The sequence below is a fragment of the Luteimonas sp. KH_071 genome (assembly GCF_057838005.1).
In genome coordinates this window covers 3,548,445-3,572,714 of record NZ_CM174458.1, presented here as the reverse complement: position 1 = coordinate 3,572,714, position 24,270 = coordinate 3,548,445, and the positions used below count along the sequence as shown (strand labels likewise).

18 protein-coding genes are annotated in these 24,270 nt (G+C 66.9%); 4 read left to right on the top strand and 14 right to left on the bottom strand.

From position 1 onward, the window contains the following. Positions 1-68: 68 nt before the first annotated feature. The 3 genes from AC3IRM_RS16400 to AC3IRM_RS16390 all read right to left on the bottom strand — a co-directional run bounded on the left by AC3IRM_RS16400 (position 69) and on the right by AC3IRM_RS16390 (position 2,944). On the bottom strand, positions 69-941 hold the full coding sequence (locus AC3IRM_RS16400) for a hypothetical protein (protein ID WP_489204150.1): 873 nt from the start codon (positions 939-941) through the stop codon (positions 69-71). Positions 942-1,113: 172 nt separating this feature from the next. After that, positions 1,114-1,296, bottom strand: coding sequence for a CsbD family protein (locus AC3IRM_RS16395; protein WP_489204149.1), 183 nt, complete (start codon positions 1,294-1,296; stop codon positions 1,114-1,116). Positions 1,297-1,444: 148 nt separating this feature from the next. Continuing rightward, positions 1,445-2,944, bottom strand: coding sequence for a PAS domain S-box protein (locus AC3IRM_RS16390; protein WP_489204148.1), 1,500 nt, complete (start codon positions 2,942-2,944; stop codon positions 1,445-1,447). 227 nt (positions 2,945-3,171) lie between these two features. Here AC3IRM_RS16390 and AC3IRM_RS16385 point away from each other — a divergent pair, with 227 nt between their 5' ends. Beyond that, complete coding sequence (locus AC3IRM_RS16385) at positions 3,172-4,224, top strand: hypothetical protein (RefSeq protein WP_489204147.1); 1,053 nt, start codon at positions 3,172-3,174, stop codon at positions 4,222-4,224. Positions 4,225-4,447: 223 nt separating this feature from the next. After that, on the top strand, positions 4,448-4,705 hold the full coding sequence (locus AC3IRM_RS16380; protein ID WP_232148425.1) for a hypothetical protein: 258 nt from the start codon (positions 4,448-4,450) through the stop codon (positions 4,703-4,705). 82 nt (positions 4,706-4,787) lie between these two features. Here the strand turns inward: AC3IRM_RS16380 and AC3IRM_RS16375 are convergent, their stop codons facing one another. The 6 genes from AC3IRM_RS16375 to AC3IRM_RS16350 form a co-directional block, all read right to left on the bottom strand. Beyond that, positions 4,788-5,324 (bottom strand): hypothetical protein, encoded by a 537-nt coding sequence (locus AC3IRM_RS16375; RefSeq protein WP_489204146.1) that lies wholly within the window; start codon positions 5,322-5,324, stop codon positions 4,788-4,790. Positions 5,325-5,380: 56 nt separating this feature from the next. Beyond that, entirely contained in the window at positions 5,381-5,755 is a 375-nt protein-coding gene (locus AC3IRM_RS16370) for a hypothetical protein (RefSeq protein ID WP_489204145.1), read from the bottom strand. Positions 5,756-5,879: 124 nt separating this feature from the next. Continuing rightward, positions 5,880-6,086 (bottom strand): KTSC domain-containing protein, encoded by a 207-nt coding sequence (locus AC3IRM_RS16365; protein WP_489205952.1) that lies wholly within the window; start codon positions 6,084-6,086, stop codon positions 5,880-5,882. A gap of 9 nt (positions 6,087-6,095) precedes the next feature. Then, positions 6,096-7,745: an ATP-binding protein gene (locus tag AC3IRM_RS16360; protein WP_489204144.1), complete on the bottom strand. Its 1,650-nt coding sequence runs from the start codon at positions 7,743-7,745 to the stop codon at positions 6,096-6,098. Positions 7,746-7,902: 157 nt separating this feature from the next. Next, a complete protein-coding gene (locus AC3IRM_RS16355) occupies positions 7,903-9,147 on the bottom strand; it encodes an SIR2 family protein (protein ID WP_489204143.1) in 1,245 nt (414 codons plus the stop codon). 43 nt (positions 9,148-9,190) lie between these two features. Next, complete coding sequence (locus tag AC3IRM_RS16350; protein ID WP_489205951.1) at positions 9,191-9,295, bottom strand: excalibur calcium-binding domain-containing protein; 105 nt, start codon at positions 9,293-9,295, stop codon at positions 9,191-9,193. Between AC3IRM_RS16350 and AC3IRM_RS16345 the strand changes: the two genes are divergently transcribed. Next, a complete protein-coding gene (locus AC3IRM_RS16345) occupies positions 9,264-9,437 on the top strand; it encodes a hypothetical protein (RefSeq protein WP_489205970.1) in 174 nt (57 codons plus the stop codon). The two genes, AC3IRM_RS16350 and AC3IRM_RS16345, sit on opposite strands and share 32 nt — an antisense overlap. A gap of 102 nt (positions 9,438-9,539) precedes the next feature. On the opposite strand, the gene AC3IRM_RS16340 is transcribed toward AC3IRM_RS16345, so the two are convergent. Next, positions 9,540-10,373, bottom strand: a complete 834-nt coding sequence (locus AC3IRM_RS16340; protein WP_489204142.1) for a restriction endonuclease — start codon at positions 10,371-10,373, stop codon at positions 9,540-9,542. A gap of 248 nt (positions 10,374-10,621) precedes the next feature. Here AC3IRM_RS16340 and AC3IRM_RS16335 point away from each other — a divergent pair, with 248 nt between their 5' ends. Next, positions 10,622-12,376 carry a hypothetical protein gene (locus tag AC3IRM_RS16335; RefSeq protein WP_489204141.1) on the top strand — a complete coding sequence of 585 codons (1,755 nt, stop codon included), beginning with the start codon at positions 10,622-10,624 and terminating at the stop codon, positions 12,374-12,376. A 76-nt stretch (positions 12,377-12,452) separates the two neighbouring features. Here AC3IRM_RS16335 and recD read toward each other — a convergent pair whose 3' ends face one another. The 4 genes from recD to AC3IRM_RS16315 all read right to left on the bottom strand — a co-directional run bounded on the left by recD (position 12,453) and on the right by AC3IRM_RS16315 (position 24,211). Further along, the gene (gene recD / locus AC3IRM_RS16330) at positions 12,453-14,513 is read right to left on the bottom strand and encodes an exodeoxyribonuclease V subunit alpha (RefSeq protein WP_489204140.1); all 2,061 of its coding nucleotides are present in this window, start codon (positions 14,511-14,513) and stop codon (positions 12,453-12,455) included. Positions 14,514-14,727: 214 nt separating this feature from the next. After that, on the bottom strand, positions 14,728-18,345 hold the full coding sequence (locus AC3IRM_RS16325; protein ID WP_489204139.1) for a UvrD-helicase domain-containing protein: 3,618 nt from the start codon (positions 18,343-18,345) through the stop codon (positions 14,728-14,730). Then, a complete protein-coding gene (recC, locus tag AC3IRM_RS16320; protein WP_489204138.1) occupies positions 18,342-21,740 on the bottom strand; it encodes an exodeoxyribonuclease V subunit gamma in 3,399 nt (1,132 codons plus the stop codon). Before recC ends, AC3IRM_RS16325 begins: the two co-directional genes overlap by 4 nt. Positions 21,741-21,823: 83 nt before the next feature. After that, positions 21,824-24,211 carry a phosphoketolase family protein gene (locus tag AC3IRM_RS16315; RefSeq protein ID WP_489204137.1) on the bottom strand — a complete coding sequence of 796 codons (2,388 nt, stop codon included), beginning with the start codon at positions 24,209-24,211 and terminating at the stop codon, positions 21,824-21,826. Positions 24,212-24,270: the final 59 nt, after the last annotated feature.

The following is a 24,270-nucleotide window of genomic DNA, read 5'->3' as shown; positions in this document are numbered from 1 at the left end:
CCGGATCAGGTCCGGGGCAGGCGCTCTCCCAAAGGGAGAGGTGCTGACGCCAGACGTCGCGCCAAACCTTACGGCAACGCGTCCGCAGGCCGCGCTGCGGCGCCGGTGAACGCACCGTCGGCCACATCACCGGGCTGCCAGCCGCGATCGTTATCGAATCCCGTCACCCACCAGGTGTGCGCGTCGATGCGCAGCGGGCCGCGCACGCGTTCGTGGAAACGCGTGGGCAACATCACGCCGTCGAACGCGCGGTAGCCGGTCATCGTGGTGTCCACGTGCGCGCCCTGCGTGGTGGGGAAACCGTTCAAGGTCAGGTGCACGCGGTACAGCAGGTGCGTCTGCGCATCGAACCACGCGATCACCGTGTCGTTCGCCGCCTCGCCGAAGCCCGGCGCGATCTCCACCCGCACGCGCTGGTAGCGCGCGCCGGCTTCGTCTGCATCGGTCATGCGCGTGACCTGCGTCGCGCGCGCGGACAGGAACGTCGGTCCGAAGTGGAACAGCTCGAACGCGTCGGTGGTCATCGCCGCGGCCTGCAGCGTGTCGGTGTCCGTTGCGCGCACGCCGTCGTAGTACACCTCGATGCCGCCGCGCGTGCGCAGCACCTGCTTGGTGCCTTTCGGCCCCTGGTAGCGGATCGCGTGCATGCCCGTCGACGGCGCATAGCGTGTTTCCGCCGTCACCCGATAGCCCGCGTCGGTGACCACCGGCTGGATGCGCTGGATCAGCGATTCCCAACGCCCGTCGCTCGCGAAATTCAGATCCCCGCTGCGCGTGCGCAGATCGCCGCCATGCGCCTGCACGCTGCGCGCGAGCACGGCAGTGCCGTCGAGTCCGTCGGCGGCCGCATACGGCGCCGATTGGCGCGGAAAGCCCGTCGCGCACCCGGCCAGCCAGAGGCCCGCCACCAGCACCACCACACTCCGGATCACGACGTGCATTGCAGACGCTCCTTCGATCGGTCTGCATGGCTTACGGCGGATGGCGCCGACTGGATCACCAACGGCCACACGCGGCGCACACGGCACAAAGAAAAGGCGGGACCCGCCGGAGCGTGGTCCCGCCTGCCACCGGACAGAGCGGCGGCCAAGTGACGCAAGCGGTCAGGCGTGATCAGCCGCCGGTCTTGTCGCGCACCTTGTCGGCCACCTCGCCGACCTTGCGCTGCGCCTTGCCGACGGTCTTTTCCGCCGCGCCCTCGGCTTCGGTCTTGCGGTCGCCGGTCAGCTTGCCGATGGCTTCCTTGACCGAGCCCTTGACCTGCTTGGTGGTGCCTTCGATACGGTTCTTGTCCATGCGTGTCTCCTGGTGGGGATGGGGGACCCGACGGGCGTCCTGCGTGGCAGCACGCCCCGGTGGACATAGATTGCGTCGTAAGGCGCAGCGCCGACAGTTGCAAATGCACCAGCGGCACTGGTGCATCCGCAGCAGGCCCGCGCGTCGTTCAGCCGCTCTTCTGCGAAGACGAGCCGCTGCCGAAGTAACCGCGCTCGCGCGCCCACACGATCGCCTCGGCGCGGCTGTGCACGTCGATCTTCGAGTACAGCGATGCCACGTGGTTGCGCACCGTGTTGGTGGCCAGGCCGAGGCGCGTGGCGATCTCCTTGTCCGACAGGCCTTCGCACATCAGCCCCAGCGCGTCGCGCTCGCGCGCGGTGAGGTCTGCCAGCGCGACGGCTTCGGCGCCCGGCGCATTGCCGCGGCGCACGTTGGCGAGTTTTTCGATGAGCGTCTGGCTGAACCACGACGCGTCCTGCATCACCGTCTCGATCGCGCCCACCAGTTCCATTTCCGAGCGCTTGCGGTCGGTGATGTCGAGCAGCGCCATCAGATGGCAGGGCTGGCCGTGGATCGTGACCGACTCTGCCGACACCAGGCAGTCGAGCACTTCACCCTGTTTGCGGTGGATGCGGCACTCGGTGCCGTGCAGCGCGCCGGTGTCGCGCAGCGCGTCCTGGATGCGCGCATGCGCACTGGTGTCCTCGAACAGGCCGATCTCGTCCAGCGACTTGCCCAGCAGTTCTTCCGACGCCAGGCCGGTGGCCGTCACGAAGGCCTCGTTGACCTCCATTACGCGCAACGTGTCCGCGCTGCAGACCAGGGTGGGCACCGGCGTCATCTGGAACGCCTTGGCGAAGCGCTCCTCGCTCTGGCGCAGAGCGTCCTCGGCCTTGCGGCGCGGCTCCAGATCCATGAAGGAGAACAGCATGCAGTCCTCTTCGCCCACCTCGATCGGCTGGCCGGCCACGATCACCAGCTTGCTGCCGCCCGCCGGCAGGCTGAGTTCGGCCTGCATCTGCGGAATCGTCACGCCCTCGCCGAGTTTCTCGATCGCGGCCTTGCGCGTCTCGGCCCCCTCGAATACGTCGAGTTCGTATACCGAGCGCCCGATCACGTCGTCGCGCGCATAACCGGTCATCTCCATGAAGCCCTGGTTGACCTTGATGTAGCGCAGGTCGTCGAGCCGGCAGATCACCGCCGGCGCCGGGTTGGCGTTGAAGGTCTTCTCGAAGCGCTGCTCGGCGCTGGCCCACTCGGTGATGTCGGCGATGATCAGCACCAGGCAGTCGGGCTCGCCGCGCGCATCGGTCAGCACGAGGCTGCGCACGCGGTGCACCCAGCAGCGGTCGGGATCGGCCGCCGGGATGACTTCGACGATGACGTCGCTGAAGGTCTCGCCCGCGATCACCCGGTCGATCGGATAGTTGCCCGCCTGCAAGCGGTGGTTGTTGCGGTAGCGCAGCGCGAAGCGCTCGCGGTACGCGGCGACGTCGGCGCCCAGATCCTCGACGGTCTCCACGCCGTGCAGCTGCAGCGCAGATTCGTTCGCCCACACGATGCGCTGGTCGGGCTCCACCAGGATCACGCCTTCGCTCAGGCCGGTGATGATCTGCTGCAACTGCTTGCGGTTGGTCTGCGTGCCCAGGCTGGCGTCGTCGGTCATCGGAAGCGTCTCGTGGCTGTGCGCCGGGCGCGGTCGGGTGGATCGGCCATATTGTGGCCCCGGCCGCGCCAACCGGACAGCAGCGCCAGCGCGGCGTCGTCCGCATGCACTAACGCCGCTGGTGCATATGCACGCAGACACCCGCCCCCCGCATCCGGACACTGCGCGCCACCCGGGCAGTGCGTCCTGCAGTGCCCGCTCCCCACAGACGAGATGGTGAGACCGACATGACTTCCACGATGAATCCCAACGACCCGCTCGCGCCCCGGGTGCAGCCCGGCGAGGCGCGCCCGCCCGGCTACCGCGATGCCCGCGTCGACGCCGCCCGCCCACGGCCTGCGCCCGCCATTTCCTGGGCGGCCGTGTTCTCCGGCTGCGTGCTGTCGCTGGTCGCCTACCTGTTCCTGAGCATCCTCGGCACCGCCGTCGGCGCCAGCGCCGTCGATCCCACCGGCGATGCCAATCCGCTGAGCGGCTTCGGCACCGGCGCCGGCATCTGGCTGGTGATGTCGACCATCATCGCCATCTGCCTCGGCGCGCTGGTCGCGGGCCGCTCGGCCCCGGCCCAGGGCGGCCTGCACGGCGTGCTGAGCTGGTCGGTGACCACGCTGGTCACCACGTTCCTGCTGGCCTCGGCGGCCAGCGGCCTCGTCGGCACCGCGTTCGGCGTGGTCGGCAAGGGCCTGTCGCTGGCCGGGCAGGGCGTCGCCGCGGCATCGCCCGCCATCGCATCGCAGGTCGGCGACGGACTGCGCGACCGCGGTGTGGACCTGGACTGGAACACGCTGCGCGGTGAGTTCGAGACCCTGCTGGCGCAGACCGGCAAGGCCGAGCTGTCGCCCGACGCGATCGAGCAGAAGGCCGAGGCCGTCAGCACTGACGGCGAGCAGAGCGCCCGCCAGGCCCTCGAAGACCCCACCCAGTCCGGTGATGCCCTGGCCGACTGGTTCGAGCGCGCCCGCCGCGAAGGCCGCACCACGCTGGAGGCCGCCGACCGCGACGCGCTGGTCAACATCGTCGTCGCCCGCACCGGCAAGCCCCGCGCCGAAGCCGAGCAGATCGTCGCCCGCTACCAGCAGCAGGCTGAGGCCATGGTCGCGCGCTTCGACGCACTGAAGGCCGAGGCCGAGCAGAAGGCCCGCGAGGCCAGCGACGCCGCCGCCCGCGGCGTGTCCAAGGCGGCCTGGACGGCGGTCGTGCTGCTGATCCTCGGCGCCGCCATCAGCTGGTTCGCCGGCGCCATCGGCTTCCGTCGTCGCATGCTGCACGCGGCGTACTGAGGTTGAATCCAGAGCCGGCAGTCGAGGAATCGGCTGCCGGCTTCTTGCCGTCTGCGATCTGCGGCGCAACCTGATGGAGTCCACTGCCGCGTGCCGTGCACGCCGCGTGCGATCCAGGTAGGGCGATCCTGCAAACGTCCGTCGTCGATCCCGCATCGACGCAATGCGCGTGCGGCGCCGGTGCAAGCCGGCTATCGTGCCGTCCTGATCACGCAGACACCTCATGAAGAAGACCTACGACCCGCCGCTGACCGAGAACTCCAACTCGCCCCTGTTCCGCGTCGACCGGAACATCCGGCTCGCCCATCAGCGCCTGGCGTCCGCGATCGACATGAAGCAGCACCACACCAGCCACAACCTGGCGCAGGAAGTGATCAAGGAAGCGCGCGAGTCGCTGCGCAAGGCGGACCACCAGCGCGAACTCAAGCTCAAGGAACTCGCCCAGGCCGAGGCCGAATTCCAGGCGCGCCGTCCGCGTTGATTCGCGTCGGCGCACAGCGGCTGTGTATCAGGAGGATCTTCGACGCTTCCACGGCCGTGCGCGATGCCGGCACCCCCATGCGCTAGCGGTCGTCGCTTGCATCCCGGTGGTAGCGCGCGGCAAACCGGCCGTTCGACACCGTCATCAGCTCGGGACCGGGGCCATCACCTTGACGCAGGAGCGTGCCCGAGAACGTGCCCTGCACGCCGTCCCTGCCGATCGCCGCCAGCGTCACCGTGAAGCGGGTGCCGAGCGATCCATCCGCCGCATAGACGACACGCCCTGTGTCGCCAGCCATTTCGCCGTGATAGTTCGCACGCAACACGCTGTCACCAGCGGTGTAGGTGCCGGGACGAAGGTTGCCGCCGCCAAGCTGGAAGGCGAAACCCTGCGATCGCAGGTCTTCGCGCTCGCGCGCCCCGACCGAGAGCGTGTCCATGCGTCGCGTGGAGCCGAACGGAAGCGCGGTGATGGACACGGGCAGTACAAGGCCCTGTCCGTCCAGTTCGAGCGTCATGTAGTCCTGGGCGACGACGTCGCCACGGGTGCTGCACGCGGCCAGCAGCACCGTCACGGACAACGCCGCAAGGACGCGGGAGAGGAAGTGTGTCAGCTGCATCGTGTGTGGGCTCCTGTCATCTGGTTGATTCTTCCGTGGCGCACTGCACGGGGGTATCAGCTGCGGCACGTCAGATAGCGATGCTCCGCATCGAGCGCCTGCTGCCAGCCGTTCGGCAGGCGCAGCATCACCAGACCGCCCATGCACGCGACACCGTAACGCTTTGCGTCATCGGTGCCATGCGCCGGCACAGTCAATACGCGGGTCGACGGCTGCGGGCGACCCATGATCCGCGCCACGCTCTGCTTCGTCCGCGCGTCGCTTTGCTCGCACATGTTTCGGAACAGGTGCGCGTAGGGATTGGCGCGCTGATCGCGGGTGATAGCGCTGCAGTCTTGGGGCTGGCTATAGCTGACATCGCCGTAGCGGCCGGACTGCGCGCATACCAGCGTGGGCGCGAGAAGCCCGGTCAGTAAGAACAGATGACGCATTCGACCTCCATGTCAGGCGGGGTCTTTTAAGGCCACGCCGTAAGTGAACCTGCCCCCGATAGTTGCCGATAGTTCGTGGCACCGTTATTCGGGTAAGTGAACCTGGCACCGTTATTCGCCGAGATCAATCAATTCTATAATTGTAACCCTTCGACTTAATCTCCTGATTCAAGAATATTCCTTTGGATGGTGCGCTTTCGAACTGAAGCCACACATCCACTGGTACGTCGGAATAGATATACTTACCCCCTTTCTTGAATAAAACGTGCAGTTCCATCGTAGTTTCGTCATAGCCAATCTGATCGATGTTGGAAGAATCCACAAAAAACATTTCCATGCACTACTCCTTTAGTTGCTTTCGCCAGTTATCGATCGCCTTCTCATAAAGATCAGTCTCGGGGCGAGGATGCATCTTCCATTGCTTAGAAGTGTTCGGGTCGGCGCCCGCTGCTGACGCTGAAGTCAAGCGCACTCGCACCCTGGATGGGACAAACATGGACTCCCCGACCAGCAGAGCTTCGCCTGTTCTAAGTGATGGAAGTAAATCGACCAGTCCGCCCAGGTCGTCGGGGAACGAAGACGCGACCCGGCTGCGGTCGCTTATATTAGTTGTGCGGAGTGCAATCATGGTCCCGCATTGACTTAAAACGGTTGAATCGACTTCACTTGGCCTCTGAGTTATTACCGAAATACCGACTCCATACTTACGACCTTCTTTAGCGACTCTCATAATTATGCGATGGCAGCTGGTTGACTCTCCTTCTGAGAGGAATCTGTGCGCCTCATCAATCATTATCAAAAGAGGCTGCTTCTTGCCAGAGATCGCAGACGATCCTGCCCAAAAAATAGCGTCGTAGACTATCCTGAGAAGAAGGCCAACCACGTCTACTGCAACGTCCGACGGTACTTCAGAAACGTCAACAATGGTCAATGGATTATCGCCGCCGACCCAGGAAGCGACGAGACTGGCTATATCTTTTTTGATCTTTCCGTCTAGGTCGGGCGAGTATCCGTCGGGAGGGTCGAACAAAAAGCCGTAGCGAGCGTCTGTCAGGCGACTCCGCGCCAGATCCAACTGCTTTGAAATGCCTCTTGGAGAAGGATTCTTGAAAGGTTCCCTGCCGCCGGGCGCATGAAGGGGATATGAGTTCGAGATAAGGGCGTTCGGATCTCCAGGAACTTCAACTTCCGTGGGCACGCGCTGGTTTGCTACCGTGCGAAATGTTTGTCTTTCAAAATCGTCGAGATCAAACCAGAGTTTTTTAAGGCTGAAGGGAACTGGACTATCAGCCGTTATCGATTGAGTTGGTGGAGGGGAGGCGAGTGCGTCCGCCGCTGCACGCTTTCGGTCTTGCACCATATCGCGCACAACTGCTTCGTTAGCAGGAGACATGGAGCCAAAAGTTATTGACAAAAGCTCATCAAAAGGCAGGGCCCAGAACGGGACTATGAGGGGGTTCTCCGATTCACTTGGATTGCTACAGAAAATAGAAGACTTAGTAGGAGCTACGCCGGAGTATTCGCCATGTGGATCAATCACTAAGACGCGCGCGGAAGGAAGTTCCGATCCTGATAGCGACTCAAGAATGACTGAGACCAGATTGGACTTTCCCGATCCCGTTGAGCCAACAATTGCTGAGTGACGGCTTACAAACTTATTAAGGTCTAGCGAAGCCTCAATCCCTCCGCTCGAAGCGATCTGACCAATTGACAGTCCGTGAGAAGCGGAAGCTCGTGAATATATTATTTCCAGGTCGCCGCCCGTCACGAAGTGAACTTCGTCGCCGACCGTTGGGTACTGTCCTACACCGCGCTCGAAATGGTCGCTTGTTGACTCGCCAAAGAGCACGACCGTCATCCAGCGGTAACCCGAGAGGCCATCATCCTTTGCGGAATCTTGTTCTAACACGGAGGCTTCTGGAGCCGCGCTTAACGGAACCGCATCAGCGCCGACTTGTGAGCAGACTGCGTAAAGCTGGGTATAACCCAATGGTATTCGGAAAAATCCTCCGATCTGTCCGACTCGGTATGACTCCCCCTCAACTAAGACCAGCGTTGTCGGCAGGTCGCGACGCAGACGCACTCTCACGATACCGCCCGCTACAGACGCTACCTGTCCTACAAAGGTTGGATCAGACGAAGCCATGTCAGTTGGCCCTCGCCAACGATCCGGCGAAAGCAGAGAAAACTGCGAAGTCGCCCAGCAGGAACTTTCCCTCTCCAGAAGGCGGTGAATCATCTTCGGGAAGGCTTAGCTCGAATGCTTGGGAGATCTGCTTGCGACCGCTCATATCCGATAGCCGCCAAGAACCTTGCCTACCTCCTACGTATGCAATGTTCGGACCCAGAACCATAAGGTTGAGATGGCGCGCGGCGCGCTCTGACAAAATCGAGTTTTCCGGAGCGTCAAGATACTGTAATGCAATAACATGGGGGCGTCGGCGAGCTTCTAAGGCATCGAATATGATTGCGTTTATGTGGTCGTCTGAAAAACTATATCCGCAAACCACTAGTATCGCGTCTTCTCTCTCTAGAGCTTTAGTTAACCTATCCAGAAGTGCTGAGTAAGGTTGTTTTCTCGATTCATCATATTTGTGGTGAGACGGCATTATCATCTCGCCTTCATTATTGACTGCGGTACGCACAACGCGGGCCTTTCCACGGACGTTTTCGAGCGACCAGTTGATCGATCCGTGAATCTTCCATAGCCTAGTCCACGCGGCGCCTGGAGCGCTTTCTGGTCTAGTCAGGCTTTCGTGGCAAAAGAACGGCCTATTGCAGCCAACGAACCCATCAAATGAAGTTACTCGATTCGCTTCTAATGCGGTTTCGATGAGCACGTCATAATTTGTTGTAAATATCTCTACTGGGCGAGCTCTTGGCATTTTTGCTAACCATCGGACGAAATCCTCGTGAGGCAGCTTCTTGGGAAAGCTCGTGAGTTCGGGGTTGACTTGGGCAGCGATGGTTGACCTTACTGTTTTCTCTGCAAGAGCAAGTTCAGATGCCGAAAGTCCTGATAGGGTGTCGTTTACCCCAACTGCCTGAACCTTTCTCCGTAGGCAGGAAAGAACGTCTTCAATATTTGTTGGGCGATCTTTCGGTCTTATTTCAAGTTCGATGGAATCATAAGCGGTCCCGAACTTCTTAGGCCCCTCATCAGGGTCAAGCTTACGAATTTCCTTAACGCATATGGCGGTGAGTTCGGCGACATTCGGTATAAGCGACCGGGTAGATGTGGTTGGTTCTTCTTGCGCGGTGCCTTCAACTTCGACGGGAATTCTTACCGAGCACGATGTTCCTGCTCCGAAGAGAAAAACAACATTTGCGTCAGGTTGCGTAAGGTGGTTCCTTAGTGTTTCAAGTATTTTGAGGGGATCATGAGTAGTCATTCGATTCCTTAGCTATATTTATCTAACGTTTCCGAGTTAGTTTTTATCCACACCACTGCGTCTCGCATGGCACTCCATCGTTGTCCCCGTCCATCTTCGTATCCGGACAATTCCGAATGAAGAACGTCGCCTCCTCGCATGAACGCATCTGCGAGCAGTGCTGGCGTCCATCGCAGCTGAAGCTCTGGGGCGGCGTTTGCAACACACCTGTCGATGCGGCGCGTGATGGCGTGGCGGTCGCTGCGATCGGTGTCATCGCCACAGGTTCGGGTGCATGGAAGTGGCGATAAACGCCGTACGCACCGGCGATGAGCAGCAACAAGATCAGAAAGCGCATAGCGGGACCTGCCTGGTCGGTGGCGATGGGAGACGGCAACGACCGCAGACGACACTCATCGCGTGCCGCGGCACGCGGGAAACGTGGTGCAGCCCCAGAAGGTGGTGTTGGCGCGGCGGTTGGTGCGTTCGACCATCGCGCTGCCGCAGCGTGGACAGTCGGGTGTCGCTGCGCTCGCTGGCGTGGCGTTGGCGAAAGCGGGTTCGATCCGGGGCGCGGGCATCGTCGCGGGTGCCGACACAGGTGCGCGGTCTGCGGTCTGCACGTCGCGGATCATCGCCAGCAGTGTGGTGCCGTCGATCAGTTCGATCGGCTTGCCGGCCGCGAAGCGCGCGGCGTCCTGGGTGAATCCGCCGACGGTCGCGATGCGCACCGCATGTGCGCCGTGGTGGGCGAGCAGGCCGTACATCTCGCGCACGACGTTCACCGGCACCTTCTCGCGGCGCCATTGCTTGCATTGCACCAGCGTGCGTTGGCCGCCCTTGTGCAGGATCAGGTCGATGCCGCCGTCGGAGCCACCCAGGCCGGTTTCCTCGACGCTGTAGCCCTGACGACGGAATGCCTCGCCGACAAGACGTTCAAAATCGCGCCAGCCGATGGCGGCGAGGCTGGCGAGGCCGGTGCGCGTGTCGAGCAGGCGGCGGCGTTTGCGTGCGTTGACGAATGCGGCCAGCGCACACAGCGTGCAGGCGGCGAGGAACATCCAGGCGAGCGGGGCGAGCGATGCACTCGCATTCGCAAGTGCGTGCGCAAACGGGCCGTCCTGCCGCGCGAAGAACGCCGGCACGCCGTGCCGGATCACGGCATAGCCGATGCCGCCGACGACCAGTGCGACCGGCCACGGCAATGTGATCAAGTCGTCGAAGAACCCACGACGTCCGCGTCCCATGCGAATCCCCTTTTCCCCTGCGGCCGACCATAGCGCGAAGGGCGAAGCTGTGAAAGCGGTCACATGCGACGCGCGCGCATGCCTGCATTGCGCGTGGTCAATCGAGTGTCATCCCCCAGCCAGCTTCCTTGCGCGCAACGGAACACGGGGTCAGCGACCTAGGGCCAGCCCGGTATCGGACATCGGGTCGTGTGGCGACAGTCGGTCCACGAGATGCCCGCACCCTTCGTCATCCAAGGAGCTGTCCCATGGCCAACGTTCTCGATCCCATCAGCATCGTCAACCAGTTGCGCGACATCGCCGCCGTTGGCGGTCTGCCCGAGCAGGCATCGCCCGACCATTCCGAACTGCTGGACATGGCGAAGGAATTGCACTCGGTGGGCGAGCGCAAGGGCAAGGACGATTACGACAAGCGCCTGACCGCGCTGGCAAACGATTTCCTGCCCGATCTCAGCGTGGAAGACCGCGGCCGCTTCATCGGCGCGATTCTCGAGAACGATACCGGCGCGACGAAATCCGACTCATGGCTGCAGGGCAGCCGTCTGGACAAGCTGGTCGACAACGGCGACATCACCAGCGCGCAGCGTCAGCAGGTGCTTGAGGCGTTTGGCACGGCGTATACGGCCGGCCAGGCGGACAGCGAGAACACGTGGCGCTTCATGGAGATGGACGGCGTCAGCGGTGAAGTGGTGGACAAGGCGAATTCACGACAGACGAGCCTGGGCCTCAGCAGGGTCGAGAACAACAACACCTCGGGCGAGGTGCTGGAACGCTTCCTCAATGGCCTGGGTGAGGGCGATGCGCGCAGCAGCGAGTTCGCCGGCTTCATCGAGAAATTCGCCATCGACCAGCTGCAGGACGGAAAGGTCGGTTCGACGAAGACCGACAGCAACGACCGTGGCGATTATCTGGGCCTGCTGCTCAATGCCGCCGACCACGCCAGTGACAATCACGAGGTGGTGAACAACATCCTGCACGGCGTGGACAACGAGAAGCGCGCCCAGGCGATCCAGGATGTCAGCGAGAACTTCAGCAAGGTCACCACCGAGAACGCCTGGCTCGACCGCGAGGACAGCCAGTTGCCCGACAGCTACAACCGTGACCCGATGGAGATCATCATCCGCGCGGTGGCGAACGATCCGGCCAGCGTCTACGCCGGCGACAGCCGCAGCCATGCGGCCGATCTGGCGGAGCTGATCCTCGACCAGTCGAAGAACAACCCGTGGGGCGACAACGGCTTCTTCGACGACCAGAACATCCCCAAGTCAGGCCGCCAGGAAGCGGTGAACGAACTGGTCTCGAAGAAGGCCGGCGAGATCTTCGAATTCAACGGCCTGGGTGAGTCCGGCATCCACGACGGCAGCAATACCTCCAATGTGGATCGCAACGTGCAGACGATGGCGAACCTCACCCGCCTGACCGGCCTCTCACCGACCAACGAGGCCGCGCCCGACGTGCTGAATTCGTTGACCAAACTGTCCGATGGCTGGGCCAAGGACTACATGGATGCGCGCGAGGCGGGCAACACCGATCGCATGTATCTCTACGAGCACCAGCTGACGCATGCGGTGGCCTCGACCGAGCAGGCCGTGCTCAACGGCTTCGCCGACAAGGCCGAAGACGACGCCGCGCGCCAGGCCGACATGATGAAGATGCTCAACTTCTTCGTCGGCATGGTGCCGTCACCGGGCGGCGTCATGACCGACAACCTCAAGACGGGCCTCACCAAGGTCTTCGGCGAGAACAGCGGCGTGACCCGGGCCTTCGACAGCGCGTCGGAATCGGTGAGCGGCGTGATCGACGACAACAGCGTCAAGGTGTTCAAGGACAAGATGGTCGAGCTGCTGAGCAAGTCGGATCACCAGGACCAGTACCTGGCGACATTCCGCGACAACGCCAACGAGTTCATCGAATCGCAGCTGCTGCGCGGTCTGGATGGCGACGGCACTGCGGGCATCCGCGCCGAGATCGTGAAGGAGGCGTCGCAGTTGTTGAGTGCCTGATCGCAGGCGATGGCTGCATAGCAGGTGGATCCGGAACGCCCGGCATGGCCGGGCGTTTCCGTGCCGTGACCGAGGATCAGAACAGCGCGCCCTGCGTGGGGGTGTCTGATTCGGGCATCGGCGGTGCAGGCGGTTGCGATACGTCACCCGCGCCCAGGCGCCAGCCCAGGCCCGACCAGCGGCTGGCGTGCCTGGCGAGTGCGTCGGTGATGACATCGGCACGCGCGGCGATGTGCAGCGCGCTGCGGGCGCGGGTCATGCCGGTGTAGACAAGCTCGCGCGACAGCACGCGGTTGAAGCGCTCGGGCAACACCAGCCAGACCTCGTCGAACTCCGAACCCTGCGCCTTGTGCACGGTCATTGCGAATGCGCTGTCGTGCGCGGGCAGGGCAGCGGGATGGAAGGGCCGCGGGTGCAGCGGGTCGTCGCCGGGGAACCAGGCCACGAGCGCGCCGTCGTCGTCGCGTAGACAGATGCCGATGTCGCCGTTGAACAGCCGGTGGCGGTAGCTGTTTTCGGTTATCAACAGCAGCCGGCCGTGGAAGTAACCGGGGCCGGCGCCGCGCCGCGTGCTGCCGCCGAGCAGTTCCTCGATGCGCGCATTGAGCCCGCGCGCGCCCTGCGGCCCTTCGCGCACCGCGGTGAGGATGCGCAGGCGGCCGGCGAGCGCCAGTGCTTCTGCCGGATCGGTGGTGTCGGCGAGTGCGGTCCAGTGCGCGAGCAGATGGTCGCGGTGCGCGGCGAGCGGATCGGAATGGCCTTCGTGGAAATGCACGCCGGCGAGATCGCCCGACCGCAGCAGCGCGAGCGCGGTACCCGCATCGCCCTCGCGCACGGCGGTGGCGAGCGGGGCGAGATCGAGGGCGGCACTCTGGCGGTAGCCGCGTTGCAGGTGGATGCGGCGGCCGGGGAAGCTTTCGCCGTCACTCCCGCGCAGGCGGGAGTCCATGGACGTTGCCGGTGCTTTATCCAAAGTCCCTGGATTACCGGACATACGTCCGTTGAGAGCCCAGCCTTCGCGGGAATGACGAGCCAGAGAAGGTGGCGCTGAAGTCGCTGGGCCCCGGCGTGCGCCGGGGCGACGAGCAGAAGCGCCGAGCAATGCCTGCAACGCGTCCGCATCGTCATCGGCGATATCCGTGCCGTCGCCCGCTGCACGCAGGATGCCGCTGAGCACATCGCCGGCTTCGACCGACGGCAGCTGGTCGGGATCGCCCAGCAGCACGAGCCGCGCGCCATCGGCGACGGCGTCGACCAGCTTCGCCATCAGCGGTAGATCGATCATCGAGGCTTCGTCGACGACGACGACATCGAACGGCAACGGATTGTCGGCGTGGTGGCGGAAACGCGGGCTGTCGGGAATCGTGCCAAGCAGGCGGTGCAGCGTGGTGCCGGCGGTGGGCAATGCGTCGAGCAGTGCGGGCTCGACACCGGCCGCTGCCAGCGCCTGCACGGCCTTGCGCACGCTCTCGGCCATGCGCTCGGCGGCGCGGCCGGTGGGCGCGGCGAGCGCGATGCGCGGTGCGGGGCGCCCGGCGTGCAGCGCCTGTGCGGTGAGCAGGGCGAGCAGGCGGGTGATCGTCGTGGTCTTGCCGGTGCCGGGGCCCCCGGTCACGAGAACGAGGTTGTGGCGGAGCGCGACCGCGGCGGCGCGCGCCTGCAGATCGACGCCGGTGCGGGCTTCGGGGAACAGCTGTGCGAACAGCGGCGCCAGCGCATCCGTGTCGCCACCTTCGGTCGCGTGCGCGCCGATCCGGCGCAGCCCGAGTGCGAGGTGCCGTTCGTACTCGCGATAGCGGCGCAGATAGAGCAGGCCGTGTTCGAACACCAGCGGGGTGTCGGCGATGGACTCGGTGTCGCCGTCGGTGGGTTGCGAGATCCACGGCGAGGCCTCGAGATCGGCGCGCCAGACGTCGGGCGACAGCCAGTCGATGTCGGCGTCGACGAGGCGCTGCGGCGCGGCGGGATCGAAACCGGCGTGGCCGTTGGCGACGGCGAGCGATGCGAGTGCGGCGGCGGCGAGCACGGTGTCGGGCGTGGCGGGATCGAGACGCCGCAGCGACTGCGCGAGCGCGTTGTCGAGCGTGCGCAGCGCGCCGGCGTCGCGGAGGCTTTTGAGGAGGTTGGGGGTGCTCATGGAGTTCGGGTTTCCAGCGAGCGTCGGCCCTCACCCCAACCCCTCTCCCAAGGGGAGAGAGGCTCGAATCGTGCGAGCGTGGTGTTGCTTTGAGCCCCTCTCCCTCTGGGAGAGGGGTTGGGGTGAGGGCAGACGCTCGCGATAAACCCGGCTCCTGATGCTACTGCCCTATCCAGACGCAGTCCGAAGAACAGAGCGTCGTCGTCTGCACACCTCACGCCGCCACCCCCACATCCCGCCCTGCAAACAGCGCATCCAGCGCATCCACCAGCTCCGGCGCGAAGCGCCACGCCTGCACGCCCGGCGCATCGTCGCGTGTCGCATCCAGCCCGCGGCAGAACAGATAGCGCACGCCGCCGAAATCACGCGCGTAGTCGTAGCCATCGCCCAGACGGAAGCGCAGCCAGCGATGCAGAGCGACGGTGTAGATCAGCGCCTGCAGGTCGTATTCGCTGTGTGCCATCGCGGCTTCGAGGTGCGCGGGGCCGTAGCCGGGCAGGCGGTTGGTCTTGTAGTCGAGTACGAACCAGCGGCCGTCGTGCACGTAGGTCAGATCGATCAGGCCGGTCATCAGGCCCTCGAGCTGGCGGCGCATGCCGAAGCCGCTGCGCGCAGTCAGCACGCCGTGGCGGTGCAGCAGCGCAAGCAGGGCATCGATTCGGGTCGGCGCGAGGGCGAACTGGAATTCGATTTCCGGGCGGCGCGCGTCCGCAGGCACGTCGGCGAGGCGCACGCCTTCGGGAAGCGTGACGGTCAGGGTCTGGCCGACCAGCGGGGTCAGCACGTCGACCCCGTCGTCGAGATCGGCGTCCGCGTAACCGGCCGCGCGCAGGCGCTCGACGATGACGTCCGCATCGGCGTCGGGCGCGGGCGCATCGGGCGTCCAGCCGGACCACTGCGCGAAGTCGCTGCGTTCGAGCACGTCGTGCAGCACCACGCCGAAACGCGCGCCTGCGAAGCGCGGGTCGTAGACATCGGTCTCTACCGCGGAGTCCGGCGCGGCGTCGGGATCGACAGCAGGCTCGTCCTGGCCACCGGGCGCCGCCTGCGTGGATGCGCTGGATGCGTCGTGGCCGGACTCGGCATTCGCCAGCTGGGTGAAGCTGTAGACCCACCAGTCGCTGAGCAGCGAACGCGTCGCGACGCGCGCGGCCGGCACGGTGTCTTCGGATTCGGGCGGCAGCCAAGGCAGCGATGCGGTCGGCGTCTGCGTGTCGATGCGGATGACATCGCCCAGCGTTTCGGCGAGCGCATCCGGCGTGGCGATCATGTGCGCGATCGCGGCCTTGTCATGGCCGAAGAATTGCCCGCCGGCAATCCACAGCGCATGCCGCGCGCGGGTCAGGCCGACGTAGAGCAGGCGCGCGTCTTCGGCGCGCTGGCCGTCCTGCCAGCGCTGCTTCGCATCATTCCAGCCCGATCGCGCCGGCAGCAATTTCCAGTGCAGGGCGCGGCCGGCGTCGTCGGCGACGGTGACGTGGCGGCCGGCGTCGCGCGGCTTGCCGCCGATGCCGGCGAACGGCAGGAACACCAGCGGATATTCCAGGCCCTTGCTCTTGTGCAGCGTGACCACCTGCACCCGGCGCGCGTCGGACTCCAACCGCAGCAATTGGCTGTCGTCGTCACTGCTGGCGGATGCGATCACGCGCGACAGCCAGTCGACTAGGCCGTGCAGGCCCAGCGCATGCGCCTGGGCTTCCTGCAGCAGTTCGGCCAGCTGCAGGTAATTGGTCAGGCGCCGCTCGCCGTCGAGCAGGCCGAGCAGGCGACCGGCGTGTGCGGCGCAGAGATCGGTGATCAAGGCGAGCGGGCCGCCACGTTGCAGACGATCGCGCCAGCCGAGCGCGGCGAGTTGCCAGGTGCGCAGCGCGTCGCCGTCCTCGTCGAGCGCAGCGACTTGACTTGCGTCCTCGCCGATCAGCACCGTCGACAGCGCCATGCGCAGGCGGCCGTCGTCGGCGCCGTGCAGCAGCGCGAGCAGCAGGGCGTGCACGTCGCGCGCTTCGGCGGTCGCGAACAGGCTCTGCTTGCCGGCGGCGACCGCGGGAATGCCGACCATCGCCAGCGCTGAGCGGATGCGCGTGGCTTCACTGTGCGAGCGCACCAGCACCGCGATGTCGCCGGGCTGCACCGGACGGCCTTCGATCAGCGCGGTGCCGGCGCGCGCGTCGCTGAGCACGCGATGGATCTCGGCGACGCAGGCCTGGGTGGCGAGTTCGCGCGAGCGGCCGGCGCTCCAGGGTTTGATCTTGCCCTTGTGATCGGGCGGCGGATCAGGCGCCTGCCACAGCGTGAGCGCCGGTGCAGGCGCGCCGCCGCGCAGATAGTCGTCATCGCGACGCACGCCGCCGGGTTCGACTTCGCGAAACGCGATGCGGTCGTCGACGAATGGCGGATGGCCTGACGCATTCGCCTGCGCGTACAGCGCCGCAACTGCGCGCAGCACCCCGGGACGCGAACGGAAGTTCAGCGCCAGCGGCGGTGCAAGTTCGGCGGAAGACTGCGCGGCGAGATAGGTTTCGACATCGCCGCCGCGGAAGCCGTAGATCGCCTGCTTGGGATCGCCGATGACGAACAGCGCCGGCGCGCCACTGGCGGTGCCGAACACGCGCTCGAAGATGCGCCACTGGCGCGGATCGGTGTCCTGGAATTCGTCGACCAGCGCGACCTTGTATTGCACCCGCAGCTGGGTGACCAGCGCGTCGGCCTGCGGGCCATCGACGGCATCGGCCACGCGGTCGATCAGATCGTCATAGGTCTGCACGCGCTGCTGCTGCTTGAAGCGGTCGATGCGGGCGCGGGCGTCATCGCGCAGGCGGTGCAGCAGTTCGACGCGGCGCGCGTCCTGCCATTCGGCGATCTCGTCGAGCGCAGCGAGATAGGCGGGGATCGCATCGCACACGGGCGAGTCCGGCGTCGGGCCCTTGGCGGTCTTGTTGGTCTTCTCGATCAACCGGTCGCGACGCAGATTCGCCAGCTTGGCGTGATGGAACGGCACGTCGTGATCGCCGGCCGCGCACCAGGTGCGCAGCTCGGTGAACAGCGCGGTGATCCAGTCGGCCTTGTAGCTGGCGCCGTGCAGGATCTTCGCGTCGACGGCTTCGATCAGCGCCGCACGGAAGTCGTCGCCGTGCGCCTGGAACGCTGCCGCAAGCGCAGCCCCCGCAGCGCGCAGTCGCGGCGCAGGATCGTCGGGCAGCTCAGTAAGTGCTGGACGCAGCACGCGTTCGCGCACCAGCGGCGACAGGTCGCCAGCGAGGGCGAGCGGACCGCCCGACCACAGGCTCAGCAGATCGTCGGCGGCATCGGGCTCGACGCCATGCGAGCGCCACAGGTCGGCGGCGATGGCCTCGCGCAAGGCCGTGTCGCTGGTCATCAGCTCGGGCGCATCGAAACCCTGTCCGGCTTCCAATGCATGCTCGCGCAGCACGCGCGCGCAGAAGCCGTGGATGGTGAAGATCGCCGCGAGATCGATCTCGTCGGCCGCTCCGCGCAGGCGACGCCGCAGCGCGGCGGCTGTTTCCCCGCCGCGCGCGAGATGCTGCGCGAGCACGGCGCTGGTCAGTGCGGCTTCGGGCGAGGCGTCGTCGCCGAGGTCGGCCTCGACCAGCGACTCGGCCATCTTCAGGCGCTTGTGGATGCGGCTGCGCAGTTCCTGCGTGGCGGCCTCGGTGAAGGTGACGGCGAGAATCTCGCCCACGCGCAGGCCGCTTTCGACGACGAGACGCACGACCAGCGTCGCCAGCGTGAACGTCTTGCCGGTGCCGGCCGAGGCCTCGATGGCGCGCACGCCGTCGAGCGGCAGCAGCAGGTAGGGATCGGGGCTGCTCATTCCGATTCCTCCACGTCGAGGTCCGCGGCGATCGCGCGCAGCGCATCCAGATCGGTGCCGCCGTAGACCAGACCCTTCACCACCGCGCCGAAGACCGTCATCGCCTGGTCGACGAACGCGACCTGCGTGGCCTGATCGGTGAACGGATCGCGCCCGCGCAGCGCGAGACGCAGCGCTTCGGTGTTGCCTTCGCCCCAGCTGCGGTCGCTGCCGTGCCACTTCTTCGCGGCGTTCTGCAGACCACGCTCAAGGTTCGGCGCGTTGAACAGCTCCCATCCGCTGTAGGGCGCGAACGGCAGCGGCGCGCGCAGACCCTGGACGCGCAGTGCAATCAGAAGCGCGAGCAGCGCGCGGGCCTCGTGCGGCGCGAGCGTGGCACGTGTGTGCGGACCGGCGCCGGCATCGCCGCCGTCGTGGAACTGCACCAGCGGTGTCTCGAGTCCGGCCGCGCTGGCGAGCAGCCAGTCGAGGCCGTCGCGAATCGCGGAATTGCCATTCGGTGCATCGAAGCGGATGCGCGCGATGCCTTCTGGATAGACGTCAGCCAAGCGCCCGTAAAGGCGTAGACCATCGATGTCGGCTTCGATCCGCGGTGCATCGGCGACCGCATCGCCGCGCCACGCGCGAAAAGCCTCGGCGTAACCGTCGACTTCGCGTCGCACTGCATCCAGCGTGCGCCGCCCCAGCGGCCCGGACGGCAGCAGGCCGCGCGCGCGCAGCAGGGCCTGCGTGGTCGCATCGTCGTCGCCGCGCAGACGCGCCTCGAACACCGCGCGCTGCAGCTGCTGTTTCGCCAGACCACGGCCGGGTGCGAGCAGCGGTTCGACATCACCTTCGAGCGTCTCGACTTCGGCCAGGCGCATGCCCAGCCGCTGACGCAGGAAGGTCTCGGCCGGCGCCTGCAGGAAACGCCGCAGCGCATCGAGCGACAGCGCGTCGTCGGCGTCTTCGGGCGGCGGCGGCAGCGGGGCGCCGTCGAACCACGCCGGCAGCGCAATGCGGCGTTGCGCGGGTTGCGATGCGGCCTGCCACCACTGCTGGCGATACGAGAACCGGCGCGGCTCGTCGCCAGCGCCGAACGCGGCCGGCGCGAATGGCTGCAGCGGGTGATGCACGACGAGGTCGTCCGCCGCGTGCGCATCGGGCGCGTGCTGCGCATCGGCGGCCGCCAGCAGTTCGGTGACCAGCACCGAAGGCTCGCGCACGCTGCCGTCGCGCGGGTCCGCGCCCTGGTAGCTGACGTAGAACACGTCCTGCGCGGCGGCGAACAGCTGCAGGAACAGGAAGCGGTCGTCGTCGCGCGTGCTGCGGTCGCCGATCTGGCGGCGGTCGGTGCCGAGTTCGGCGGTCAGGCGGTTGAGACCGGCCGCCGGATCGCGGCGCGGGAAGTCGCCATCGTCCATGCCCAGCAGGCAGATCACGCGGAACGGCAGCAGGCGCATCGGCACCATGCGGCCGACGCTGACGCCGCCGGTCAGCAGCGGCGCGCGGGTGTCGGCCTCGCCGAGCACCGCAGCGAAATGCGCGCGCACGGCCTCCGACGGCACCGGCGCATCGAAACCGGCGCGCGTGGCATCGGCGGCGAAGGCATCGATCAGGCTGCGCAGGCGGTCGAGCGCGCGCTGGGTGGCGGGCGTCGACGGCGGTTTCGGCAGCAGTGCGTCGAGCAGGCGCAGCAGGCGATCGCGCCAGGCCTCGGGCGGCATCGCCTCGCCGAGCAGGTCGGCATGACGCGCGAGCACGCGCAGCAGGCGGACCAGCGTGTCGAGCGCATCGAGCGCGCTGCCTTCGAGTTCGGGCAATGGTGCGATCAGTTGACCGGACGCGGTCGCGATCGGTGCATCGCTGCCGCTGGCGTGGCCGAGCAGCAGGCGGTCGAGTGCGAAGGCCCAGGTGTAGGCATCGTCGGCCGGCGCATCGAGGCGCGCGCGATGCGCGGCATCGATGCCCCAGCGCGCACCGGCCGCGAACAGCCAGGCATGCAGGCGCGCGAACGCGCCGGCATCGAGCCCGGCGGATTCGGCCAGCGGCGGACTCGCCAGCAGGTCCAGGGTTTCCTCCAGCCCGAAGCGTGCGACCGGCAGCGCGAGCAGGCGCAGGAACACGTCGGCCAGCGGTTCGCCGGCGAGCGGGCTGGCATCGGCCAGCGCATACGGAATGGCCTGATTGAAGCCGGCGTCCTCGCGCCCGCGACCGCCGAACACCGCATCCAGATACGGGATGTAGGGATCGATGTCCGGCGCCAGCACGGCGACGTCGCGCGGCTGCAGCGGCGGATCGAAGCGCGGATCCTCGAACAAGGCGCGCAGCTGGTCGTGCAGCACCTGCAGTTCGCGCAGGCGCGTGTGGCAGGCGTGCACCTGCAGGCTGGGATCGTCACGCCGCAATGCCGGCAGACGCGTGCGCGGATCACTTGCGGTCGGGCTCGGCGGCGGCGAAGGCAGCCGCTGAAACAGATCCGACTGCAGGCGCCGCAGCAGGCTGCCGTGCAGCGCGCCGCCACCCTCGCCGGGATCGGCATCGCTGCGCAGTTCGACATCGGGATGCACGACTTCGTAGCTGCCGAGCACGGCCATGAAATCGCGCCCGGCGTGGCCCCAGGCCTGCAGCAATGGATTCTCGGTGCGCGCGGCCTCGGCGCCGCCGGCGCGCACGCGCTGCAGGTCGCCCCAGTAATCGCGGCTCGGCGAGGGCACGTAGAAATGCAGCGTGCCCACGCGCGCCTGGGTGGCGAGCACGCGCAGCACGTCGGGCGAGACATTGAGCGTGGCGAATGCGAACAGCCGCGGCGGCAGGCCGACCGGCAACGGCGCGTCATGGCCTTCGAAGCGGTCGAGGTATTGCTGGATGCGGCGCGCACGATGCTGGCGACCGCGCGCGATGCGCCGCCACAGGATCGCCTGCGGATCGTCCGCGTCCGCGCCCGCTTCCCAGCGCAGCAACCAGTCGCGGCGCCAGGCCTGGTATTTCTCGAATACCGAGGCGAGTTCGCCGGCCAGCGCCCACGGCCTCAGCGGATCCACGCTGTCGACATGCGCGCGCAACGCCGCCAGCGCGGGCTGGGCGAGGAAGGCCGGATCGGTCAACGCGGCATACAGATGCCAGCGCAGCGCGGCGGCGTCGGGTTCGTCGGTCGGCGGCCCGAGATTGGCCGACAGTGCCTTGCCGACGAACTCGCCGGGCGTCACGAATTCCAGGTTCGCGGCGACGCCGTGTTCGGCGGCCAGCGTCGCCTGCAGCCAGCGCCGCATCGCGACCTGCGGGATCAGCACCACGTCCGGCGCCAGCAGCGACTGCCCCGGCGCCGGCGTGCGCAGCGCGTGCGCCATCAGGCCCGCCAGCACTTCCAATGCATTGGAGTGGTAGAGGCGGAAGTCGGGGACGGCGTCGGGCATCGCCCCATGATGCCGGACACCGGTCGCATCGGCAGCGACGCGCGTGGCCACAAGTGGCTGCGCGGCCCTGCCGCCGGCCTGCGTCAGGTGCCGGCCACGGGCAGCTGCAGGTCGGCCGGGTTGCCGGTGCCATCGAGTGCGTAGCGGGCGTCGGCGTCCAGCACCGCATCACGCGACCACCCGGCCACCGCGGCGGCGGCATCCACCGCATGCGCCCAGGTGCAGCGGTTGGCGAACAGCATGCCGGGCACCGCGAAGGTGCCGCCGCGGCTGATGTAGCCCAGCGCGCGGGTCTTCGCCGGGCCGTCGTCGAGGCGACGTAGCACGCCGAGCATCGGCTCCGGGCGGGTATGGCTGATCAGCACGCGCGGCAGGCCGGGCGGGAACAGCGCGGTCAGCGCGGCGTCGTCGAGCACGAAGTCGGCTTCGATGTCGTCGCGCGGGATGCGCAGCCGGCCCGGCTCGATGATCGCGGTGACGCACGAGGCGTGACCGGCGCGGGCGAGATGCCGATGCGCCTGCATCGCCTCTTCCAGCTGGTAGGCGCCGATGGCGACGAACTGCACGGCGGCCGTGGCCGGATCACCGGCGACATGGCCCGCGCCCTTGGCCATCAGCGCCTGCGCACCGGCGGCGTCGAAGCGGTTCGGCAGCTCGCGCTTGGAGATCACCAGGCAGGCGATCTCGCCGCGTCCGCCGTAGACCGCGCGCAGGGCGGCGACGGCGGTGTTGCCATCGACCGGGAACAGCACGCGCGCGGTGTCGGACATCTCGCCGAGCAGCGCTTCGCCGATCGTCGGGTCCTGGTGCGACTGCTCGTTCTTGGCGTTCTCCCAGGTGTGCGAGGTCACCACCAGCGGCACCGACAGCCAGCCCGGCACCTGCCCCAGCTCCTTCTGGCGGCGGGCGAAGATGATCTCCTGGCGCAGCATGCCGAGCATCTTCACTGCGAAGGCCTCGTAACTGACGATCAGGTTGAGCCCGCCCTTGTTGCCGGTGGCGGCCGCGGCGACGGCTTCCTCGTTGAGCGCGGTGATGACCGCGCCGTGCAGCGATTCGGCCACGCCGGCCTCGGGCACGTTGACCCGATGCTTGAGCCGCAACAGGGTGCCGCCCATCTGGTTGCTGGCCAGCTCGTCGGGATTGCCGACGCGCACGCGCAGGTCGGGGTTGGCGTCGACCAGGGCGATGAACCAGGCGTCGAGTGCGTGCATCGCGCAGCCGCGCGCCTGCGCCGTCTCCCACTGCGGCTCGGGCAGCACCGGCGCATCGGGATGGCGATGGGCGAGCGGATGCTGGCTTTCGCGCACACGCTGCTGCGCGTCATGCGTGCCCAGCACGCGCAGCGCGTCGTCCAGTTCGGCGGGCGGCACGAACAGCGCCTGGGCGCCTTCATTGAAGACAGCACGCACCGCGGCATCGCGGTGGGGATTGCCGCCGAGCGGCAGGTTGTGCGCGGCATTGGTGCCGGCGCCGGGGAAGCCGAAGCCCTTGTCGGTCTCGGCGATGACGTAGGGCAGCGCCGCGGGGTAGCGATGCGCCGGGTCGGCTGCGAAGGCCTCCAGCATCGCATCGGCGGTGAGGACGCCCCAAGCGATCGCGGCGGGATCGCGGCCGTCGACGATCATCGGCGCGAAGCCGTTGTTGCGCACGTCCTCGGCCAGCCAGCCCGCGCCGCCGGCCTGCCCGATCTGGGTGCGCTGCTCGATGCGGCGGCCGTTGAGGATCATCACCGGCACCGCGAAGCCGCAGTCCTCGGCGCGCCACCAGCGCGGCGTCCAGTCCGAGCCGCGCTGTTCTTCGAACGCGCCGTCGCTGAGGAAGGCCACCAGGCGCTCGCCGGGCAGCGGCATGTGCACGTACTGCAGGCCGGCGAAGCCGAGATAGCCGCCTTCGGACACCGCGCCGGCGGTATTCGGGCCGGCGTGGCTGCCGAGCGGCACGGCCGGACGGCCATCGGCGCCGATGGCGTAGGAATAGAAGTCGGTGATCAGCCGCGCCAGGCCGTCCGCGCTGCGGTCGTAGCGCCCCGCCTGCGCCGGCGAGACGTCGCCGGTCAGCGCGTTGGTCGCTTCGATCGCGGCGGCGCAGTGGCCCTGCCCCATCAGCCACGAGCGCGTATGGCCGCTGAGCGCGTTGGCGAGCAGGTAGCCGACGAACGCCGGCACCATGTTGAGCGCGCCGCCGGTGTGGCCTTCGGGCACGGGCTTGAAGTCGTCGGCGTCCAGCGCCCGGCCCTCGAGGTCGATGCGCCGCGCGTAGGTCATGTGCGCGACGACGTTCATCGCCGCACAGGCAAGGCGGTCAGCGGCGGCCAGCAATGCGTAGCCGGTGTCGCGATCGGCGAGCCGGCCGGTGTCGACGAGGGCGCCGAACAGGGCGTCGACGCGGGCTGCGGTTTCGGCGCTGTGGGCGATGGGGCCGTGGCCGGCGCGCCAATGGGCGAGCGGCGCCTGGGTGGACTGGTGCATGGGTATTCTCCTGCTGCCGGGCCGGCGACGCCGCGGAGGCGCTGCATCGTCGTCATGGC